The sequence below is a fragment of the Actinomycetota bacterium genome (assembly GCA_040757835.1).
In the GTDB taxonomy this organism is placed as follows: domain Bacteria; phylum Actinomycetota; class Geothermincolia; order Geothermincolales; family RBG-13-55-18; genus SURF-21.
In genome coordinates this window covers 39,935-61,557 of the sequence record JBFLWJ010000019.1, presented here as the reverse complement: position 1 = coordinate 61,557, position 21,623 = coordinate 39,935, and the positions used below count along the sequence as shown (strand labels likewise).

Annotated in this window: 17 protein-coding genes and 1 tRNA gene; 10 read left to right on the top strand and 8 right to left on the bottom strand. The window is 64.3% G+C overall.

The window, feature by feature from the left end; genetic code table 11:
* The first annotated feature begins 124 nt into the window (after window positions 1-124).
* The 3 genes from AB1384_13265 to AB1384_13255 all read left to right on the top strand — a co-directional run bounded on the left by AB1384_13265 (window position 125) and on the right by AB1384_13255 (window position 7,513).
* Window positions 125-3,049, top strand: coding sequence for a hypothetical protein (locus tag AB1384_13265; GenBank protein ID MEW6555241.1), 2,925 nt, complete (start codon window positions 125-127; stop codon window positions 3,047-3,049).
* A 222-nt stretch (window positions 3,050-3,271) separates the two neighbouring features.
* A complete protein-coding gene (locus AB1384_13260) occupies window positions 3,272-6,565 on the top strand; it encodes an ATP-binding protein (protein MEW6555240.1) in 3,294 nt (1,097 codons plus the stop codon).
* Between the two features lie 54 nt (window positions 6,566-6,619).
* The gene (locus AB1384_13255) at window positions 6,620-7,513 is read left to right on the top strand and encodes a metallophosphoesterase (protein MEW6555239.1); all 894 of its coding nucleotides are present in this window, start codon (window positions 6,620-6,622) and stop codon (window positions 7,511-7,513) included.
* On the opposite strand, the gene AB1384_13250 is transcribed toward AB1384_13255, so the two are convergent.
* Window positions 7,510-8,196 carry a TRIC cation channel family protein gene (locus AB1384_13250; protein MEW6555238.1) on the bottom strand — a complete coding sequence of 229 codons (687 nt, stop codon included), beginning with the start codon at window positions 8,194-8,196 and terminating at the stop codon, window positions 7,510-7,512. The genes AB1384_13255 and AB1384_13250 overlap by 4 nt on opposite strands.
* A gap of 355 nt (window positions 8,197-8,551) precedes the next feature.
* Here AB1384_13250 and AB1384_13245 point away from each other — a divergent pair, with 355 nt between their 5' ends.
* Entirely contained in the window at window positions 8,552-9,118 is a 567-nt protein-coding gene (locus AB1384_13245) for a DUF308 domain-containing protein (protein MEW6555237.1), read from the top strand.
* A gap of 261 nt (window positions 9,119-9,379) precedes the next feature.
* Window positions 9,380-9,643 carry a DUF5661 family protein gene (locus AB1384_13240; GenBank protein MEW6555236.1) on the top strand — a complete coding sequence of 88 codons (264 nt, stop codon included), beginning with the start codon at window positions 9,380-9,382 and terminating at the stop codon, window positions 9,641-9,643.
* A 481-nt stretch (window positions 9,644-10,124) separates the two neighbouring features.
* Here the strand turns inward: AB1384_13240 and AB1384_13235 are convergent, their stop codons facing one another.
* The 4 genes from AB1384_13235 to AB1384_13220 form a co-directional block, all read right to left on the bottom strand.
* Window positions 10,125-10,481: a cupin domain-containing protein gene (locus AB1384_13235; protein MEW6555235.1), complete on the bottom strand. Its 357-nt coding sequence runs from the start codon at window positions 10,479-10,481 to the stop codon at window positions 10,125-10,127.
* Between the two features lie 21 nt (window positions 10,482-10,502).
* The gene (locus AB1384_13230; GenBank protein ID MEW6555234.1) at window positions 10,503-12,260 is read right to left on the bottom strand and encodes an AbgT family transporter; all 1,758 of its coding nucleotides are present in this window, start codon (window positions 12,258-12,260) and stop codon (window positions 10,503-10,505) included.
* The gene (locus AB1384_13225) at window positions 12,257-13,657 is read right to left on the bottom strand and encodes a M20/M25/M40 family metallo-hydrolase (protein MEW6555233.1); all 1,401 of its coding nucleotides are present in this window, start codon (window positions 13,655-13,657) and stop codon (window positions 12,257-12,259) included. Before AB1384_13225 ends, AB1384_13230 begins: the two co-directional genes overlap by 4 nt.
* Before the next feature lie 164 nt (window positions 13,658-13,821).
* Complete coding sequence (locus AB1384_13220; protein MEW6555232.1) at window positions 13,822-14,409, bottom strand: hypothetical protein; 588 nt, start codon at window positions 14,407-14,409, stop codon at window positions 13,822-13,824.
* A gap of 137 nt (window positions 14,410-14,546) precedes the next feature.
* Here AB1384_13220 and AB1384_13215 point away from each other — a divergent pair, with 137 nt between their 5' ends.
* The 4 genes from AB1384_13215 (at window position 14,547) to AB1384_13200 (ending at window position 19,282) form a co-directional block, all read left to right on the top strand.
* On the top strand, window positions 14,547-14,756 hold the full coding sequence (locus tag AB1384_13215) for a hypothetical protein (protein MEW6555231.1): 210 nt from the start codon (window positions 14,547-14,549) through the stop codon (window positions 14,754-14,756).
* Window positions 14,757-14,937: 181 nt separating this feature from the next.
* Window positions 14,938-15,936: a uroporphyrinogen decarboxylase family protein gene (locus AB1384_13210; protein ID MEW6555230.1), complete on the top strand. Its 999-nt coding sequence runs from the start codon at window positions 14,938-14,940 to the stop codon at window positions 15,934-15,936.
* A gap of 89 nt (window positions 15,937-16,025) precedes the next feature.
* Window positions 16,026-18,104, top strand: a complete 2,079-nt coding sequence (locus AB1384_13205) for a S8 family serine peptidase (protein MEW6555229.1) — start codon at window positions 16,026-16,028, stop codon at window positions 18,102-18,104.
* An 83-nt stretch (window positions 18,105-18,187) separates the two neighbouring features.
* Window positions 18,188-19,282 (top strand): 4Fe-4S binding protein, encoded by a 1,095-nt coding sequence (locus AB1384_13200; protein MEW6555228.1) that lies wholly within the window; start codon window positions 18,188-18,190, stop codon window positions 19,280-19,282.
* Window positions 19,283-19,301: 19 nt separating this feature from the next.
* On the opposite strand, the gene AB1384_13195 is transcribed toward AB1384_13200, so the two are convergent.
* Window positions 19,302-20,186, bottom strand: a complete 885-nt coding sequence (locus tag AB1384_13195; protein ID MEW6555227.1) for a HEAT repeat domain-containing protein — start codon at window positions 20,184-20,186, stop codon at window positions 19,302-19,304.
* A gap of 210 nt (window positions 20,187-20,396) precedes the next feature.
* Here AB1384_13195 and AB1384_13190 point away from each other — a divergent pair, with 210 nt between their 5' ends.
* On the top strand, window positions 20,397-20,798 hold the full coding sequence (locus AB1384_13190) for a DUF1284 domain-containing protein (protein ID MEW6555226.1): 402 nt from the start codon (window positions 20,397-20,399) through the stop codon (window positions 20,796-20,798).
* 289 nt (window positions 20,799-21,087) lie between these two features.
* Here AB1384_13190 and AB1384_13185 read toward each other — a convergent pair.
* Both AB1384_13185 and AB1384_13180 read right to left on the bottom strand, forming a co-directional pair.
* Window positions 21,088-21,164 (bottom strand) — tRNA-Lys (locus AB1384_13185).
* 123 nt (window positions 21,165-21,287) lie between these two features.
* Complete coding sequence (locus AB1384_13180) at window positions 21,288-21,569, bottom strand: HU family DNA-binding protein (GenBank protein ID MEW6555225.1); 282 nt, start codon at window positions 21,567-21,569, stop codon at window positions 21,288-21,290.
* Between the last annotated feature and the right edge of the window lie 54 nt (window positions 21,570-21,623).

The window sequence follows — 21,623 nt, the reverse complement described above, 5'->3', positions numbered from 1 at the left end:
CGTGGTGCTGTCCCTGCTCATCGGCCTGCTGGTGGCGGCCGTCCTCAACGCCCTGGCGCTCACGCCGCAAGAGGAGACGGCCGCGGTGCAGGCGGCCGGGGCGGAGCAATAGGTGGTGATGCAGATGGCACGTATCAGGCGCAGAGGCAAGGTCTTCCTCGGGATAGCGGTGGCCGCAGTGGCCATCTTCGTGATGGTCAGCTTCCTGCCCGCCGTCGGCGCCGAGGAAGAGGAGCAGGCGATAGAGGTGATGAGCTCCGAGGCGGTGATCCTGGACACCACCCACGACGGCACCATCGAGAAGGCCAGGATCGTCACCTTCTTCGACCTGCAGGGCCAGGGCTCCACTGACGTGGTCAAGGAGAAGTCCCTGGAGGGAGAGAGCAGCTGGCAAGGCATCAAGGGCTTCACCACGCCGGAATTGGAGGGAGACGAGCTGGTCTGGAGGGGCCTGGAGGTCGACGGCAACGCGAATTACCTCAGCTCCACCATCCTCGGCGAGGAAATGGTGGGCGAGGTGAGGATGCGGATCCCCCTTAGAGTCGAATACATCTACGAGTGGAACGATGAGATAATCTCCGATCCCAACGAGGTCACCGGACAGGACGGTCATTTCAAGGTATCTCTCAAGCTGACCAACACCAGCGAGGAGGTGACCACGCTCGAATACAAGGACCCGGCCACCGGACAGATTGTCACCGAGGAGGTCGAGACCTACCTGCCCCTGGTCATCCTCCCCTACGACTGGTACTTTGACAACTCCATCTTCTTCAATCTAAAGGCTGACCCCACCGGGGTCGTCGTGCCACTTCCCGAGCACTACCAGGTAGGGTGGTCCATCCCTCTCTTCCCGCCCGCCACAGAGGCGGACAACCTCATCTGGGTGGAGGCGGACGTCAAGGACTTCGCCATGCCGCCCCTGGTGCTCTCGGCGAACTTCATCTTCCCGCAGACCAACCAGCGCGACACCCTGCCGGAGTTCGTCGCCGGGCTGGAGATGCTATTCGATGGCGTGAAGCAGCTGAACGAGGGGCTGCAGGGAGGCGTGGCCGGACTGGGTGACGCCTCCACCGAGGACACCCTGCTTTACGGCACCAACGCCATCCTGGACGGCCTGCAGCAGATGGCGGCGGGACTCCCGGAGGCGCAGGCCGCCCTGGACGACCAGCTCATACCCGGCGTGGACCAGGCGGTGGCGGGCATAGGCGATCCCGGCACCCCCGACACCCTGAGCTACGCCATCGACGCCACCTCGGTGGGATTGATGACCATGCTCAGCGGCATCGGCGCTCCCGACGTGGCCAACACCGCTCTCTTTGCCCTCGATGCCATGGGTGACGGCTTAAGCCAGATGGCGGCGGGCATTGGCGACGTCAGCGTCCCCAACACCCTCCTCTACGGCGTGGACCAGGCGACCATGGGTCTCGAGGAGATGAGGGCGGGCATAGGAAGCTCGGCCATGGAGAACACCCTCCTCTACGCCATGAGCCAGATGGGAGCGGGCCTGCAGGACATGAAAGCGGGCATCGGTTCGCCCTCTTCCGCCAACACCCTCCTCTACGCCATGGCGGCCATGGGCGGCGGGCTGGAGGAGGCGGCGGCGGGCATCGGATCCGCTTCGACGCCGGACACCCTCCTCTACGCCATGGCGGCCATGGCCGACGGCCTGGAGACCATGCTGGCGGGCATCGGCAGCGTGGGTACCCCCGACACCCTCCTCTACGGCATAGACCAAGTGTCCAAGGGCATCAGCTCCGGGTCGTCCTCCGAGCCGGGCATCCTCGAGGGCATCCAGGAGATACGGGGTGGCGTGGCCGAGATGTACGAGGCCACCTCAACCAGCGGCCAGATATTCCAGGCCACCAACCTCATCCGGCTGCTGGCCCCATGGACGGGGCCCATCGTCGACCAGCTGGAGCAGGGCATCGTGCTCAGCACCGACCCCGACAACCCCTCCATGCATTACGGCCTGGGGCTTATGCTGGACGGCACCGACCAGCTGGTGGCGGGCATCGGCTCGCCCTCCACTCCCGACACCCTGCTCTACGGGACGTCGCAGATAAAGAGCGGCCTGCAGCAGATGAAGGAGGGCATCGGCGGGGCGACCATTGATAACACCCTGCTTTACGCAGTGGCCCAGGTGCAGGGCGGCCTGCAGCAGCTGAAGGCGGGCATAGGGGCGGCGAACGTGCCTGACACCCTGCTCTACGCCGTGGACCAGGTGCAGGGAGGGCTCAACCAGATCCTCGCCGGTATCGGCACGCCGGCTTCCCAGGACACCCTGCTCTACGCCATAGCCCAGGTGGAGAGCGGACTGAAGCTGATGAAGGCGGGCATCGGCGCGGAGAACTCGCAGGATACCCTCCTCTATGCCATGTCGGCCATGAGTGACGGCCTCCACGAGATGAAGGCCGGGATCGGTGCGGCCGACGCTCAGGACACCCTGCTCTACGCCGTGGCCCAGGTGGGCAACGGCCTGGAGCTGATGAAGACCGGCATCGGCGCCGCGGGCGCTCCCAACACCCTGCTCTTCGCCATGGCCCAGGTGCAGAACGGTCTCAACCAACTGAAGGCCGGTCTGTCCAGCGGTGACCCCAACAACCCCGGGCTCAAGGAAGGCCTGGTGATGATCTCCGCCGGGCTGGGCGACGCCCTGGCCGGACTGGGAAGCACCTCGACCCCCGACACCCTGCTCTACGGCGCAGACCAGGTTAACAGCGGCGTTCAGCAGGTCAAGGACGGGCTGGTGCAGGCCGCCGACGGCACCCAGCAGATGTACGACGGCCTGGCCACCAACCTGGGCGACCTCTACCTCACCGAGTCCGAGCTGGAGGCGATAAAGGTGCGCGGAGAGGAGTTCGACCACATCCTGGGACGCACTGTGGACGCGGAGAACGGCCTGGCCTTCATCTACCAGACCCCGCCCACCTACAACTACACCGAGGGGTCGAAGACGAGCTGGCTGGTGGCTGGGGTGATATCGGCGGTCATCATATTGGCCCTGCTGCTCATGAGCCTGCTCATGCGGCGCAGGCCGGTCATGGGATAAGCGGCCGCACAGTGGATAGACGGGAAGCGCCCTCTCCGGGGCGCTTCCTTAATTCCCGCCTCCACGCACGCGGGCGAGTGCCGGCGGGGGAGGGAATAAACGGACAGGGGCGAAATATTTATACAAGGTTGTGTTACTCGTAGGAAACCTGGTTTCCTACGATCTGCCGTGTTCACTAGCGACCCCGCGAAAGGTGTGCGGTTACAGGAGGGGAAGGTTAACATGGAGCTGAAGGATGCGGTGGACCTTTATCGGGACGTGCTGCAGCGCTATTCGCAGGGATTCTCCCTCGAGGAGGTGCTGGGGAGCGTCGCCGGGGCCCTGGGTGGAAAGTGCGCGGTGCTCTTTATCCGCAGGGATATGTCTTCTTTTCTCGAGCCTCGGCTGGCCTGGAACATGAGCGAGGGAGATAAGGAGAGGATAAGGGATAGGCTCGTTCCCATGGAATGGTTGGCCCGCCTACCGTCCCAGCGTTATATGGTAGTGGACAAGGCAAGGTTGGTGGAGCTGGGCCTGGAGGGGATCTGTGGCGGACCTTCGGACATCTCGGTGGTCTTCCCCATCCGTAGCCATGCCCACCTGCGTGCGGCCCTGCTGGTGGCTGTACCGGCCATGGCCACCCTCCCGGACCAGCAGTCTTACCGGGCGGCGGCCGTCGGCGCCGTGCTCGAGCGCATGGTCGAGCTCTTCTCCTTCGATGAACGCAGGGAGGGCCGGGAGGGCGATAAAGAGATGTCCTCGGTCGAACTGGGAATACTATCCAGCTACGTCATCGGCAAGGCGGATCATGGCCGCGCCGCTTCCCTCAGCCTCGACCTCCTCATCAAGCTCCTGAACATGGACGGGGGAACGGTGCACCGCGTGAGCGGCGCTCACGGGGAGCAGCAGGCGGTGCTGGTGGCTTCCCGGGGCTGGGGTGGCATGCCGGAGATAGTAGAGCACCTCTTCGAGAACGACCTGATCAAGCTGCTGCAGGCCATGCGGCGCTCGCAGGAAGGGGAGTTCAGCCTCGACGCCGGGCGCATCGCCGAGTATTTTCCCGGGGTGAAGCCGTTCTTCCACGCCAACCAGGTCAAGTCCTTTCTCCTCACCCCAATCTTCCAGGACGAAAGACTGGTGGGCCTGCTTGCGCTCTTCGGCAAGGCGTACACGGCGATGGAGACCAGGGACATGGACCTGCTGGTGCAGCTCTCCTACCGCCTGGGCGTGCTCTTCTCCGGAGAGCAGACGGAGCAGGGGATGCGCGGGGCGGGGGCGGGATGGGACTTTCCCGCCCTGGTGGACGACATGGCGCATATCTCCGACGGAGCGCTCGGCATGGAGGACTTCCTCTCCACGGCGCTGCGCACCCTCGCGGTGGAGGTGGGGGCGACCATGGCATTCGCCTACGCCGGATACGACCTGGCCACCGACAGGAGCTTCCAATGGTACGCGGACTCCATCTACGGCGGTGAGAGCGTGTTCAGGAGCACGCCGGGCCTCGAGCGTATGGCCCGCAACCTGGAGCGTATGGCCGTGGTCAAGCCCAACACCCCGGCCATGCGGGAACTGCCCGCGGCCGAGCAGGCCGCCGCCCAGGACCTGGTGCTCCTGCTCATCCCAGCCCGGGAAAGGGGGATGTCCCTCCTTACCGGTTTCTACCTGCCCGTGGAGAGGAAGCTGACCAAGGCAGAGATAGACTCCCTGCAGCCGGTAACGTCCATATTGCTCAGCCTGGCGAGGGGTTTGAGGGAGAGGTCGCAGGCGGAAGGCTACCGCCGTTCTCTGGAAATCCTTACCGAGATCGAGGGAGACCTGACGGCATGCGACGACCCGGCGCGCGCCCTGCGCATCCTGGCGCGGGGAGGCAGGGACCTGCTGGACTGCGACCGCGCGGCCATCGTCGTTGTGGACGAGAGGGCGGGAAGCTTCGAGGGCGCGGTAGAGACCGCCGAGGGGTCCGAGGCGTGTGGGCTCAACTTGCTCACGAGCGGGGAGATAGCAGCGGTCCTGGAGAAAGGACACGCGCTCTACAGCTCCAACGCCGGGGATACGGGCGAGGCGCGGGAAGGCGCGGAGAGGCCCCGCAAGTCCTTTATCGCCGTTCCCCTCACCGGGAGGAAGGGATGGTTTGGGGCGCTTACCTTCGAGAAGATGGGAAGTGATGACCAGTTCGGCGAGTTTCACCGCCGCCTCTCCCACTTCCTAGCCGGACAGGCGGTCTCCGTGCTCGAGTCCTACAAGGAAGGTAGCCGGCTGGAGAGCGTTGCGGACGAGAACCGGATCCTGCTGCGTATATCCCGCCGCCTGGCCTCCGCACTGACCCTGGATGAGATGAGCGGGGGACTCTACCGCGAACTGGACGGCACCATCGGGGCCGACCTGCTGCTCGTCTCCATTTTCGGCAAGTCCGGGATCAGGAGACTGGCGTGGCTGAAGGGGGAGAGGGACGAGGCCGGCGCTTACGACGAACTTCTCGAGGCTCAGGGCCCGCTGATGGTGGCGCTCTCCCACGCGGGCAAGCTGGTCCGCAACAACCTAAACACCTTCCTGCGCGGTCCCGGTGAGGACGAGCTGGCGCTCAAGGGCATCCGATCCTACATGGCGGTGGCGCTGCAGGGAGAGGAGATGAAGGGCGTACTGCTGGTGGGAAATTCCCGCGGCGGCGCTTTCAGCGAGCGCGAGGTCAACCTCATCGAGAGGACGGCCGGGCTCGTCAACTCGTCCATCGCGGCCCCTCTGCGCCACGATGCCCTGCAGGGGCGCGTCCGCCTCCTGGAAGAGATGTGTCGGGCCGAGGAGGAGAAGGTCCAGAGCAAGACCGACCTCATCAACATGGCCTCGCACGAGATCCGGCACCCCCTCACCCTGATCATGGGCTTCTCGGAGGTGCTCAGGGATTATGGCGACACCCTAGATGCCTCCGAGAGCCGCGACGTCGTGGAGAAGCTGAGCAAGGCGGCGGACAGGCTGCGCCGCAGCGTGGTGAACATGATGGAGGTGTCGCGGCTGGAGTCCGGCAAGCTAGCCCTGGAGACGGAGGAGATCGACCTCGACGACCTCCTCGGCGGACTGGTGGAGGAACTCAAGGCGAGGTCGGTGGACCATACCTTCGCCATGGAGATAGAGGAAGGTGCGGAGACGGTCATCGCCGACCGCGACAAGCTGGAGATCATCCTCTTCAACCTCATGGACAACGCGGCGAAGTACTCCCCGCCCGGGGGCAGGATCGAGATCTTCGCCAGGCGCATCAGCCGGGAGGTGCTGCTCGGGGTGAGGGATTACGGACAGGGGATAAGCGAGGAGAACATCAACTTCATCTTCCAGCCCTTCCGCCAGGGAGAGGGCAAGGAGTTCAGCTCCATCAAGGGCATGGGCCTGGGCCTCTACATCGTCAACCGCCTGGTGGAGGCCCATGGAGGCCGCATCGAGGTGCGCAGCGAGCACGGCCGGGGATCGACCTTCATCGCGCATATTCCACAGCCCGGGGAGGGAGACGAAAGGATCTACTTTCCCATAGACGCCATGCAGGCTTGAGTCGGTTTGCATTAGAATATACCTATTGGCCGTCCGAGCCTGGGGGGCACGGATTTGAGAATCGCCTACACCAGCGATCTGCATGTAGACATATCGCAGCGTAACTGGGAACTGGTCCCTTATCTCGGCGAGGTCCTCAAGATAATCGATCCCGACGTATTCGTCATAGCTGGGGACGTGAGCCCGGAACTGGGGGACCTGGAATACACGCTGGAGTGCTTCTCGGGGCTGAAGTGCCCCAAGCTGTTCGTCCCGGGAAACCAGGACATCTGGGTGCTCTCCGAGGAGATGCAGGAACTGGGCCACGACTCCTACGAGAAGTACTACTTCTACCTGCCCGACGCATGCCGGCGCAACCAGTTCATCCCCCTGTGGATGGAACCCGTTGCCTTCGCTGGAGTGGGGTTTGTGGGCAGCATCGGATGGTACGATCACGCCGGCCCCAGCGAGGATCCATCCACCACCTCGAGCACGTACCACTACCTGCTGGACAGTGTCTGGAACGATATGCGCTGGGCCTGCTGGAGCGACATATCCATGATGATGGAGGGCTCTCTCTGGCCAGCCCGGAGGCCGGACGCGGAAGTGGCACGCGAGTTCAACCTCCGCCTCGACCAGGACATCGAGGGTTTCGAGCGCGATTCCCTGGTGAGCGAGATCGTCGTGGTCACCCATTACCCCCCTTTCAGCGAGCTGTCCGTGGAGGGGGTTCCCTTCCCGGGTTCGCGGGACACGGGGGGGATACTGTCATCACACGGCAAGGTGACCATCTCCATCTCCGGCCATATCCACAACAAGCGGGACCTCCTGGTAAAGGACATCAGGGCAGTGCGAAGCCCCGTGGGGTACCTGGGCGGAGACCAGCGTAAATACCAGGACATGGTAAAGGACTGCCTGGAGGTGATCCACCTCATCGACCATGAGGACTTCCTGCCCGAGCAGGCCTAGGCCTTATGGCGGCGCAGTTTGCGCGCCCCCGTCTTAACCGCTCTCCTGGCGGCATGGTCCCGCACGGGATGGGAACTGATGTCGAAGACGATGGAGAGTATGCGCACCGCGAAGCCCACCCCGATGGATATGAGCGCCGCCAGCTGGGCGTTGATCTTGAAGCCCACCCCCAAGGCCAGGAACGTGCCTACGCTCACCAGGGCCGCCATGGCGTAGAGCTGCCCGGGCTGGAAGATGATCGGCTCGGACCTCGAGAGCACGTCGCGCAACAGCCCGCCCCCCACCGCGTTGATGAGGCCGATGAGACCCGCCGCCAGCACGCTCAGGCCTATATTGATGCTCTTCTGGGCTCCGACGACGGCGTAGAGGCCCAGCCCGAGGCCGTCGGCCAGCAGTATCACCAGGTTGATGCGCTTGATGCGTTCGCCGGCGAGGATGACCAGGAACCCCGCCGCGAGGACCACCGCCAGGTATCTCCAGTCGCTGACGAAGGCGGGGGGGCCTTGTTGCAGGAAGATGCCGTCGCGGATGAGGCCGCCGCCCGCGCCGGCGGCCAGGGCAAGGGCGAAGAGGCCGAGGTAATCGTATCCCTTACGGTAGGCCACCAGGGCGCCGGTGACGGCGAAGAGAAAGGTGGCGAGGAGGTCATAAGTGATGGGTAGATAGAACTGTCCCTCGAGCAATATCCCTGCCTCCTGACTGGCGGCCGCGGCATGGCGCCACGGGAGCCGAACGCCGCCTAACGTGAACCGTCCCGTTCTCTCGAAGCTACGTGTCCATGAACGACCTACCTATACTATTCAGGTGTCCGCGAAGTTATTCCTTCTCGCAAGGTCGGAGAGCGGTCGTGGCGGCCAGTGCGGGAGGTTTAATACGGCAGAGGTAGAAGAATGAGAGTAAGTGATAGCGCTAGGGATGCACGAGGAAGAAAAAGGAGGGCTGGTTCGGTGCATCCATGTTTGTCGGAGGTGGTAAGCTAGACTCTGGATGGAATCGTGGGACTCAGGTGTTGAACGTATAACAACGAAAGGAGATATTATGGAGATCGACGTCATTGTCAGGAGCTGGTGGTCGTACGTGTTGAGAGGGGTCCTGGCGCTCATTTTCGGTATCCTCTTCATCGCCTATCCGGGATCTACCCTCAAGACCTTCGTGATCCTCGTGGGTATATTCCTCATCATCGACGGGGTCGTAAACCTCATACGCTCGCTGGTCTTCATCTTCCGCAAGGAGCCTTGGGGGTGGACGCTCTCCTGGGGCATCGTCGGCCTGCTGCTCGGTCTGATCCTCGTTAACCATACCGAGTTCACCCTGGGCTTCGTGGCCATCCTCATCGGTATCTGGGTGGTCATCATGGGCGTGGCGGAGCTGGCCATGGCATTTGATATGCCCGCGGAGTCCGGGAGGGGCTTCATCGCCGTCATGGGCGTGATCTCGCTCGGTTTCGGTATCGCTATCCTCGCCTGGACGGCCGAAACCGTGTACGCCCTCATGGTCCTCTTCGGTATCTACCTGCTGGTAGTGGCGTTGCTGGACGTCGTCATCGGAATCTATGTCGGGCGCATGCAGCACAAAGAGAAGAAGGAGATGAAAGAGGCGGCATAGGCGGGAGAAGGGCCCGGAGGGGCGGCCGCCGGGAAGAAAGCAAACCGGGCAGGGTAGGGCGCGTTCCGCGCAGGTATTTCCTGTCCGGTTCGCATTGCCGGGGAAGCCCGCCCCGGTGCGAGCCGTGGGCTGATGATAACGCCCATGTTCCGGGTCATAGCTTAGGAGAGGACGAGCGGGTAAAAATGGGAATACTTAAGAGCAGGCCTGGAAGGAGCCTTCTCCGGGGATGGCGAGTAGATGGAATGAAAGGAGAGAGCAATGAGCGGAGAGAAAAATTTCAGCCGGGAAGAGGCCGCGAAGATACTCGACGACCTGGGGCTGGCAGATAAGTACGACGCCAACGAGTTCTACATGGGCATAAACGTCGAGCTGGAGCACGGCACCGTGGACCCCGCTACCAACGTCAGCGACGACGACCCGGTGATGACCGCGAAGATCGCCTTGGCCCACCTTAACGAGCTGCCCAACTACTATACTCTCCTCGAGGAGATGGAGGAAAAGGGCGAGGCGATGTTGAAGTAGCCCGGTACTCACAGCGTTCGGGCAAATCCCATTGGTTCTCTATCGGGCCCGGCGACAAGGCTGGTCGTCGTCGCAAGACTCCTCCGAGCACCTTGCTCGCCGGGCCAGGGGCAGCACAGATGAGGATTCGTCCGAACACCGAGTCGTCCCGGGCAGTGGGTTTGTATAGGCTACACGCGGACATGATCTTCCCTTTAACCACTGCTATGCCCGGTCGCATTTGATGCGACCGAAATTATGGTTCTCGGGCAAGTGGTAGAGCAGACGAGGGTGCGAGACCGGCCCAGGCGAGCCCGGGCAGTGGGTTTGTATAGGCTACACGCGGACATGATCTTGCCCTTAACCACTTCTATGCCCGGTCGCATTGATGCGCCCGACCTGGTAGTTCTCGGGCAAGTGGTAGAGCAGACCAGGGTGCGAGACCGACCCAGGCGAGCCCGGGCAGGCCCTCAGGCGGAAAGGCATAAGCCCGGACTTCGGGCTAGGTGCCGGAGGAGGGAATGGTGCAGATAAAACGGAGCAGCTGCCCGCCGGGGTTCCTGATCTGATGCAGTTCCTCGCCTGGGATGAAGATGGCGGTTCCCGGCCCCACGGCGGTGGCACCTTCCTCGGCCACCATCTCGCCCTCCCCCGAGAGTATGTATATCTCGTGCTCCCAAGGGTGGCGGTGCAGCGGGGAGTGGCCGCCGGGGGCGATCTCGAAGACGCGCATGTAGTAGTTGGGGGCCCCGTCCTCTTCGGATATGACCCAGCGGATGGTCACGCCCCGGGTGTCACCGCCCGGGTCCTTTGCGGCCACGTCTTCATAATGGACTATCTTCATGGCATCATTATACATGAACGCGCCCGCAGCCGGCCCTCATACCCCCATCGGAATACCGAGTAGGTACCAGATGACGAAGAAGACGATCCACACTACCGTGGTGATGAGGAAATACGGCAACATGAGGGCGACCACGGTACCGATTCCCGAGTCCTTGTCGTATCGCCTGGCGAACACCACGATGAGCGGAAAGTACGCCATGATGGGCGTCACGATGTTAATTGGCGAGTCGGCGACCCGGTATGCGGCCAGCACGTACTGCGGTTCGATGCCCAGGGTGAAGAAGATCGGGATGAAGATGGGGGCTAGGAGCGCCCACTTGGCGATTGCTTGCGGCATGATGATGCCCACCACCAGGGTTATCAGCATGGCCAGGACGAGCAGCCATATGTCGGCGATATTCAGCCCCTGCAGCGTGTCTCCCAGTTTGACGGCTGCCACCTGGGGGATGTTGGAATAGTTGAAATAGGCGATGAACTGGGCGATGAGCAGGAACAGGAAGAGCAACCCGGCCATTCCAGCCCAGCCCTTGGTGATCATGTTGATGCCCTCGGTGGCGTTCTTGATGGTCCCCGTGGCCTTCCCGTAGACGGCGCCGGCGACCAGGAACACTATGGCGATGATTACGATCAGGCTGTCCATGAAGGGAGATGTGCCGATGATGCTGCCCGTCTCCGGATCGCGCAGCGGCGCCCCCGGGATGAAGGTGAGCAGCGCGATCACCACGATCACGCCCAGGATACCCAGGGCCGACCAGCGCAGGCCCTTCGCCTCGACGGCCGGGGAGAGCGTCTCGGCGGCGTCGGCGGCGGCCTCGGCCGTACCGTTGGCGGGAGCCAGAGAGCGGTTGTAACCGCCCAGGCGGGGTTCGATGATGCGCGTGCAGATCAGCCCCATGACGATGGTGAGCATGATCGTCGAACCGATCCCGAACCACAGGTTGGCCGTGATGCCGATGGAACTGCCCGGGTTGACGAGGGCGATGGACTCGTTGGTGATCTCGGTGAGGACGGCGTCCGTCGGTGTGATGAGGAGGTTCACGCCGAAACCCGCGGCCACGCCGGCGAAGGCCGCCGCCATGCCGGCCAGCGGGTGGCGCCCTACGCTCATGAACGCCGCCGCCCCCAGCGGGATGAGTACCAGGTAGCCCGCGTCGGAGGCGATGCTGCTGATGATGCCCAAGAACACGATGATGTAGGTGAGCCAGAAGGGCGACGATATGTCCACCAGTTTGCGGATGAGCGCGCCGATGAGTCCCGAGGACTCCGCCAGCCCCACTCCGATCATCACGATTAGGATGATGCCCATGGCCGTGAAGCTCATGAAGTTGCTGACGAACGAGGTGAACAGGAAGCGGATGCCGTCGCCGTTCAGGAGACTCTTTATCTCCGCCGTCCTCGTCTCCACCTCGTAATCCTCGGCGTCCACGTGTCCGGGCGGCAGCAGATCGTACACCCCGGTCGACCCGCCCAGGTCGGACTCCTCGACCTCGATCGGGGGAGGAGCCACCACTTCGTAGGTGGCGCTGACACCGATCCAGGCGAGGATCTGGGAGAGGACGATCAAGCCGAAGATGAGGGCGAGGAACAGGATGGCCGGATGGGGCACCTTGTTGCCCGCCCGCTCGATGAAGTCCAGGATGCGCTGCACCGGGCCCGGGCTTTTGGCCTTTTTCCTGGAACGGCCGGGCTTCCCTGGCGCCTTGCTTTCGCCGGGGCCTATTTCGTCAAGCGAAGACCCGGCTGCCTCCGTCTCGGCCGCATCGGTTACGGCTTCCCTGTGCTCGTCGCTCACGGCTCTACCCCCGATCCGGAGAGGGAGGCCAAACGCCCGAGCAGGTCGGCCTCGGCCAGTACGGTCTTCTCGAACTCGTCCAGCAGCACTCTCTCGTTGGGCCCATGGATGTTGGCATAGCCGTCCGTGGTGCCCACCAGCAGCACGTCCGCTCGGGGCGCGGCGTGGCTGAGCGCGTTCACCAGGGGGATAGATCCCCCACTGCCCGCTTGCACCGTCTCCGTACCCCATGCCGCCGACCACGCCTCCATGGCGGCCTGATAGGCCGGACTGTCCGTGCGGGCGGCAAAGCCGTTGCCGGTCGCACCGGCGTGCACCCGCAGGCTTATGCCGAACGGCATGGCCTCCTCCAGATGGCGGACAAGGGCCGCCTGGGCTTCCGCGGCGTCCTGCTGGGGGTGAACGCGCAGGTTCAGCGATGCCCGCGCGTATGGCGAGACGGCGTTGACCGCCTCGTCCACCGAGGGGACGTCGATGCCGGTGACGGTGATGGCCGGTCCTGACCAGATCCGGGATCCCAACGTCCCGGTGCCGATGAGGGGCAGGCCGTCCAGGACCTCGGCCAGGGCCCGGAACTCCTCTTCGGTGTTGCCGCCGCCCTTCCACTCCTCGCGCCGCAGGCCCCCTACAGCGACATCACCGTGGTCGTCGTGCATGGAGGCCAGCGCACGGAGCAGCGCCAGCAGCGCGTCAGGCGCGGCCCCGCCGTATTGCCCGCTGTGCTTGGCGGATGCAAGGGTCCGTGCTTCGACCGTGACCATGGCCATACCGCGCAGGGCTACGGTGAGGGTGGGGACGCCCGGCCGCACGCTTCCCATGTCGCCGATGAGCATGACATCGCAGGCGAAGAGATCGGGGTGTTCGGCCACGAAGGGAATGAGAGACCCGCCTCCGACCTCCTCCATACCCTCGATCACGGCCCTGATGCCCACGGGAGGCTGCCCGTCCCAGGCCCGCAAGGCCCCGGCGAGGGCGACGATGTTCGATTTGGTATCGGCCGCTCCCCGACCATAGATGGCCCCGTCGCGCTCGCTCGCCTCGAAAGGGGGAGAGTGCCATTCCGACTCGTCGCCGGCGGGGACCACGTCGTAGTGGCTGTAGAGGAGCACGGTAGGAGCTCCTGGTGGCGCGGGGACTTCCGCTATGATGAGGGGCGCGGTGTCGGTCAGGTCGACGGAACGCGCCTGCTCGCAGCCGGCCTCCCGAAACAGTCTCACGACGAAGTCGCGGGCCTGGAGGAGCGCCGGCCTTGTCTTCTCCGGGTAGCCAGCCTCGGAGACGGAGGGTATGGCGATCAGCTCCGCAAGCTCTCTCTTGAGATAAGGCATCAGATCGCCGACGCGTGCCTCGAGGCGCGGGAACGCACCCGGGGGCGGCGGTTCTTGTACGTCACCCATTCTTCCTCCTTCATCACCAGAAGACATCCCCGAAAAGCCGCGGACGTTATCCGCAGAAGTATTTTACCCATGCGATAGCTACACAAACAACACTGTTCATGATGGCGCCACGACCCTGGCCTGGCGAACACGGGAATAGGCCGGCCGCGGTGAAACCCGCTCCGTTACTGGGTCATGCCCCGGGCAGGGGCGCGCGCGCGTCGCTTGATGAGGATGCCCCCGGTCAGGATGAGCAGGGTGGCCGCGATGAAGGCGTAGACCCCGGCGTGGGGAACGGCCGAGATGAAAAGCCTCTCGCGGATGACGGACTCGACAAGGGGACCGATCATGGGAAGGCTCCGGACCAGCTCCAGCAGTTGCTTATAGATGCCTAACCAGTCGAAAGCGTCCTCGATGAGGCTTATGATGTAGACCACTGAGCCCCCGAGGAGCAGCAGGGAAGCAGCGATGGCGATGTTCCCCGCCTGCCGCCTCCACAGCATCCCCAAGAGGCAGAGGGCCGCGAGACCGATGAGCACTCCGGCCAGCCAGGGGTTGTCGGTAAGCCTGAAGGTGAATACCCCAAGGTCGATGTCGTTGCCCAAGAAGACGCTCTTCCAGGTGACCGAGGCCCGGGCCCACGGCAGGGCGGCAGCGGCGACCATGCACATCACGCACCCGGCGATAGCCAGCGCCTCCCCCCACCCCCATGATGAAGGGGGCGGGGCCGCGGTTACGGTCCCACCGCCTTCCGGATCAGTGATGACGTCCATGGCCCTCCAGTCTCGCGTCAAAATAGTGCTTGAGCTAATTATATCCGCGGACGAATAGGATAGTGAAAGGCAGTGTAAGCAGAACGCAGCTTTGACGTTACTGGAAGAGTAAGGCCGAAGCGGCCGGGGGTAACGGTATGAAGCAAGGATTCGAGGGTTATCTCTTCGCCGAGGGAGGCATCCACTGCCCCCTCTGTGGCGGCCGTATGGCAAGGGGCGCCATCCTGTGCGGGCATTGCGGCCGCGGCGGCCGTTTCCACATCGACGCCGACAAGGTCAAGATGGTCAGCAAGGGCGTACATCTGCCGCGCGCCATTGCCCGCCACCACCTCCGTCACAGCGCCTGAGGCACCCTGCCTCCCTTCGGGAGAATAACTTGCCGCCTTTCCCGCCATATCGGGTCGTTGTTGGCCTGTCCTGCTCAATGATCTATCCTTATTGGTGTCCGTGTCCGTGTCCGTGTCTGCGGACCGGCAAGCCCCCGGGGACGGGGAGTGGCGCGACGAGGAGAGGATTAGGGGCGGGATCATGAACTTGCTCGACCGAGTGATGAGCAGCAGCAGCCGCATAGTGGCTCCACTTGCGGGTTACCCCGGGATCAAGCTCATCGGACGCTCCGTGCGGGAGGCCCTGCACGATGCGAAGATACAGCTGGAAGCCCTGCGGGCACTGGAGGAGAGGTTGTGGCCCGACATAGTCTTCACCCTCCTCGACCTTACGGTCGAGGCCGAGTCCATGGGACTCAGCGTGGACTTCTACGAGAGGATGCCGCCCAGCCTGGCCCAGCAGAGATTGCCCAAGCTGGAGAGGTTCTACGAGCTCGGACTGCCCGACCCCGAGAGGGCCACGCGCATGCCCGTCTTCCTGGAGGTGGCGGAAGGCCTGGCCGCCGGCGGTGACCGCATGAGCGCCGCCTATGCCACCGGGCCCTTCACGCTACTGGCGCAGCTCCTGGGGATGGAGGAACTGCTCGGCCGCGTAAGGCAGGGAGAGAGCCTTACCGAGCCCCTCGCGTTCGCCACCTCCGTGGTGGGGGAATACGCCGCCGCCCTGGCCGCGCGCGTGGACCTCATCGCGCTGGTGGATCCCGCGGCGGAAGCCCTCAGGGCAGAGGAGTATGGCTCGCTCTGCCGGCCCTATGTAAGCGGTCTGGCCGGGATCATCAGGTCGTCCGGGGCCCTGTGCCTGCTGCACGTGTGCGGCGACGTGACCCACTTGCTGGAGGAGCTGGCCCTGACCGGCGCCGAGGGTATCTGCCTGGACTCCGGGGTGAACCTGCAGCGGGAGATCGTGAGGATACCCGCGAACATAGTGGTCCTGGGCAATATCGATCCCAGGCGGGTGATGCAGCGCGGCACGGCCGAGGACGTGCGCTGGGAGGTACGCCGTCTGCTGCGCAACATGAAAAACGTGCGCAATTTCGCCCTCTCCACCGGATGCGACGTTCCCGTCGATACCCCTATGCGCAACCTGGAGGCGATGATGGAGGAGGCGCGGGCCTGGAAGCCCCATGGCAGCCTGTCATAGGGGAGATCCGCCCTGCGTAGGAGGATACATCGTTGGACCGCATACGCCATATGCCACCGGTACCGCGATGGCGCCGGACTCCCGCCCTTATGACCGTCACGCTGCTGGCCATGGCGGTGCTGGCGGCGCCGCCGGCGCTGGGCCAGCCTGAAGCCCCCGCTCCCCAGCTGCCGGTGTTGCTGCTCAACGGCGCCATCTATACCCAGGAATACGATGCGGGCGGACTCCCGCCCGCGTTTACCGTTGACGCATACCCGGCTCAGATGGCCGCCCTGCACATGGTGCAGTGCGAGGGGCCAGTCAAGGAGGTATGGGTGGAAGACCTGCGCAGCATCGGGGGAGAACCCCGGGGCTACCTGCCCTACAACACGTTGCTGGTGGTCATGGACGGCGATGCGCGTTCCCGCCTCAGCGAGCTGGAGTTCGTGACCTGGGACGGGATTTATCAGCCCTACTTCAAGATATCCCCGGCGTTGCAGCTCCGCCTTGCCCAGGGGGGCGATGTGATGGTGCTGGCCGAGCTCTTCTCGCCACGCCTGCTCGCGGCGACCGTGGAGGCCCTGCAGGGCCTTGATGTCGAGGTCATCGCGGCGCAGGGCGACGCCTGGGGCGCGGTGGCCGCTCTGCGTATGCCGGTGGATAAGGTAAGCGGGGTGGCCGCCTTGCCGGCGGTGGAGTGGATGGAGTTGTGCACGGTGGGGGAACTCCCCGCCGCGCGCACCGGCGCCCTGGATACGGGCCTTTCCGGCGCCGCTCTCTTCCAGACGGCGGGAAGCGGTGGCGAGACGGTCGCGGTCATGGATACCGGCATCGGCAGCGGTGGTCTGCAGGGTCTGCCGGAGCCCCTGGCGGGGAAGGTGACGGCCCTGGAGTCCCTGCGGGGGGACGACGGCGGAGATGTCAACGGCCACGGCACGGCGGTGGCGGGACGCCTGCTCGGGTTTCCTTCGGCACAGGCAGCGGCCGCGGCGCCGCCGGGTTTCACCGTCCTGGCTTACGCCACGGCATACGGCCTCGACTGCCCGCCGCAGCCGCTCTCGCTCTACTCCCTCCTGGACGACGCCTACGGGCGGGGCGCGCGGGTCTTTCTCAGCGGCAGCGTCCCCGAAGGCAAGGAATCACTGGGCGCCTACGGCATCTTCACCATGCAGCGGGACGCCTTTATCTGGGAAAATCCGTCCATGCTGGTGGTGGAGGCGGCGGGCAATGAGGGCACGGACGCCGACGGCAATGGCAGCGTCGACCAGGGCAGCCTGCTCGGGGGGGCGGCCGCGAAGAACGCGTTGAGCGTGGGGGGCTGCGAGAGCGCCACCGCCGCCATGGAGGGTGAGCCCGCCCTGCGCAATTACGAGCTGGAGCCGTTTTTTCAGGGCAAGTTCCCCGCCGCCCCGCTGCGGGACGACGAGAGCGTGGGTGCGCCCACCGGCATCGCCGCCTTCAGTTCCCGGGGGCCCACCCGTGACGGCAGGATCAAGCCGGACCTTGTCGCGGCGTGCACCGATGTCGCGGCCCTCTCACCGGGAACGGCGGTGGCGGTGCCGGGCATCCTGCCCTCGAGCACGCCGGGCGGCGTGCGCGCGTACGGCACCAGCATGGCCGCCGCCCTGGCGACCGCCGCCGCGGCTTCCATGCGGGCCCCCCTGGCCGGCGTGCAGGAGGCCGAGCCCTCGGCCGCCCTGCTCAAGGCCTTCCTGGTGAACGGGGCTGAGGAGCTGTCCCCGGGGCAGTACGGCAAGGAGGCGGAGGAGATACCCCAGGCACCCAATGTGGTCGAGGGATGGGGGAGGCTCGACCGGGAGGGCTTCAACCGGACGAGTTCGTGGGCGAAGGTCCTGGACGACAAGGAGGGCATGCGGCTGGGGGAATCGCGGGTCTTCCGCCTCGAGGTGGCGTCGGGCACCCAGCTGCGGGTGACCCTGGCCTGGTCGGACTACCCGTCCATGCCCCAGGCACGCCTCCACCTGGTCAACGACCTCGACCTGCGGGTGCTGGATCCGGACGGCAACACCTATTATCCCAACGCCAGAAATTCGCGCGACCCCCTGAACAACGCCGAGAGGGTGAGCATAGAGGTAGCGGGAAAACCGGGCACCTATACCATAGAGCTCAACGCCTGGAACGTTCCCTTTTCGCCCCAGCCCTTCGCCCTGGTCGCCCAGGTCATGTGAGGCGCACCCCTGCGTCCTCGGGGCGCGGCGCGCTTGGCGGGCGCGCGGTCGGTACCGGTGCTCGAGATGGAGAGGGGAGGAGCATGGCCGGAGAAGACGGACGCGATAGCGCCCCCGATGCCGCCTATCACCTGCTGCGGGGATTTCTCGACCGTTACCCGCTGGGATTCCCGGCCACCGCTACGGGCGTGGAGATCGCCATTCTGAAGAAGCTCTTCACGCCCGAGGAGGCGGAGATAGCGGTGCTGCTCTCGCCAATGCCGGAGGAAGTGGAGCGCATCGCCGAGCGCTCGGAGCGCAAGATCGAAAGCCTGGCAGAGAAGCTGGACGCCATGTCCCACAAGGGGCTGGTCTTTCGCAGCCGCAGGGAGGGCAAGGTGCTCTACAACACCGCCCCCTTCATGATCGGTCTCTACGAGTACTCCGTGGGCGCCATGGACGAGGAGCTGGCCACCCTCTACCGCGAGTATTACGAGACCGCCTATATGGAGGAGATGGCCGCGAGCGGCGTCCCCGGCTTCAGGGTCTTCCCCATCGGCGAGAGCGTGGAAGCCGACCTGGTGCTCTATCCCTTCCTCGACCTCGTAGAGGAGGTCAAGGCGGCGCGCAGGATCTCCGTGGCCGAGTGCATCTGCCGCAAAGAGGCGCGCCTCACCGGCGGGGGGTGCGATCATCCCATGGAGACCTGCCTCAGCTTCGGTGTCGCCGCGGAGTACTACATCGAGAACGGTATCGGCCGCGAGATCTCGGCGGAGGAGGCCATCGCCATCCTGGAGGAGGCGGACAGGTCGGGGCTGGTCCATGCCGGGGTGAACACCAGGCACCTCTCCAACATCTGTAACTGCTGCCCTTGCTGCTGCGCCTCCATGAAGGGGATGGTGCAGCGGGGGATGGAAAGGCGCTGTTTCATGAACGCCCTCTTCGAGGCGGTTGTGGACTGGGATTCCTGCACGGGCTGCGGGGACTGCACGGAGCGCTGCCCCGTCGGCGCCGTCGTGGTGGAGGAGAGGGCCTCGGTCGACCGGGACAGATGCCTGGGATGCGGACTGTGTGCGGGAAGCTGTCCCACCATGGCCATAAGCATGTCGCTGCGCGAGGACCGCGAGGAACCTTACGGCCGCGTGCTCGACATGGGGATAGCCATCATTGAGGGCAAGAGCCGGCGCAAGAAACCATGACCGCCATGAGGTAGAGGGATCAAGCCTTGCCCGTGCGCTGCTTGAGCCTCTCGAGGGCGCGGTATGCTTCCTGCCTGACGTCGGCATCCCCCTTGTCTATCAAGGCCTGCAGTACCTCGGCTGCCCCGGAGTCGCCCACCTTCCCCAGGGCTTCCACGGCATTGATGCGCACCGAGCTGCTCCCGTCTCTCACCAGCTCGATGAGGTGGATGGAAGCGCGCGGCTCTCCGATCTTGCCCAGTGCTCTGGCAGCGGCCGCCCGTATCTCGGCCGAGGGGTCCTGGAGGGCGGAGATGAGGGGTGAGCACGCCACCGGATCGGCTATCTCGCCCAGCGCGACAACCGCTCCCAGGCGCACATCCACGCTCTCGTCCCTGAGGGCTTTGAGGAGGGGGCCGGTGTTGTCTCCCCGCTTCAAGGCGCTTGCCGCTTCCCTGCGCACCAGTTCCTCCTCGTCACGCAGGGCCCGCAGCAACGGTTCCACGACCTCAGGGCCGCCGATCTTTCCCAGCGCCTTCACGGCTGAAGACCTCACGGCCATCCAGCCGTCCCCCAGGAGTCCCACCAGCGGAGCTATAGCCGCCGGGTCACCGAGCTCGCCCAGGGCCTGGGCTACGTCCCGGCGAACGTATTCATCGCTGTCCGCGAGGGCGCCGATAAGGGGCTGGACGGCGCGCACATCTCCAAGTTTGCCCAGGGCTTCCGCTGATGCGGCCCTGACCACCAGCCATTCGTCCGAGAGCGCCACCAGGAGGGGTTCCACCGCCTTGGCGTCGCCTATCTCGCCCAGGGCTTCCGCCGCCGATACGCGCCGCTCCGCATCGGTATCGCCGAGGGACTTGATGTAATGGTCGACGGCACCCTTCTTCTTCGATTTCCTGGGGTTCAACTTGAAAAGCGCCATGCTCACCGACCGCCTTTCTGGACGTGCATACCCCATACGTGTGGTTCTAACAAGAATATACCACTTTGCCGCGGGGTCGGTCCCGGGCCGTCCCGGGAAGGTAGCCGGGGAAGCATTTTTGGAAGACAATCGTTGGTAGCAAGAAGCGGGCAGCCGCGCAGGTTAAAGGAAAGGGTTAAACGTATGATTGCCGGTGGGGATGAGCGGGCATTGAGGTTGAGGCCGCACCATATCTTCTGCAGCGGGTTCCTGCCCCTGGCCCTGCTTGACCGCGGCGAGGAGTTCTCCCGTGCCATGCACGCCATCGTGGAGCTCGTGCGAAGGGAGAGCGGGACCGTCGTTATCGTTACGGAAGGACCGGACCAGCTGTGCGAGTACTGCCCCGACTTGAAGAACGGCCGCTGCGAGAACCCCAACGGCGACGAGGAGAAAGTCAGGAGATGGGACGCGAGGATACGGGAAGGGCTCGGCCTCTCCTACGGAGAGGGGGTGCCAGTAAAGGTATTACGGGCGCTCATCGAGGACAGGTCGCCGCTGGACTTCTGCCTGTCCCGCTGCCCCTGGAGGGATTTCTGCGGAGTGCGCGGTCCCATGCGGTCAATTCAAGCATGAGCTTCTCTTCCTGCCTGCTGCCACTCCCCGAGATCCAGGCGGTTCCCTCAATATTCTATCATTTCTGAAAAAGCGGCCTCTTACCCCGTCATAATAGCACGGGGGGCTGCTTTTTCATGAAGTCATCAAGCACTCTGTTCCATGAGAAACGAAGGGCCCGGGGTTGATGGGTATTAGTATAGAGTAAGGATGAACCCGCGAAGGCGTTGTTGTAGCGCTATTGTGCGATTCTTCCACGTAACCTGCCGGTGTCATCTTGGAGGATACGATTGTCCGACCGCGCAGATAGTGGTGCGCCCGGAAGGACTCGAACCTTCAACCTTGGGATTAAGAGTCCCCTGCTCTGCCAAATTGAGCTACGGGCGCACGCGAATATATATTATGTTATCAGGGGTGTAAAAAGGCAAGGGCACAGGTATAAGCCGCTCCCGTGGGGGAGCGGCTTACGGTAATAACGAATAAGCTATGTCTCAAAGAGCGAGCGGTGCATCACTTCTTGCCGGCCACGGCCTGCTTTAGCGCCGCCCCGGCCTTGAAGGACACGACCTTGGTCGCCTTGATCGTGATGGCCTTCCCGGTCTGGGGGTTCACGCCCTTGCGGGCCGCCCTCTTCCTGACCTCCCAGGTGCCGAAGCCGACCAGCGTGACCTTGTCACCCTTCTTCAGCGCAGCGGTAACGGTGTTGACCATGGCATCAACGGCTGCGGCGGCATCCTTCTTGCTAATCTTGCCGTCCTTGGCGACGGCGTCGATCAGTTCCGCCTTGTTCATGTGTCACCTCCTTCGCATGATCCGATTTCCTCTGGGATAATTCGCTGTGATAGA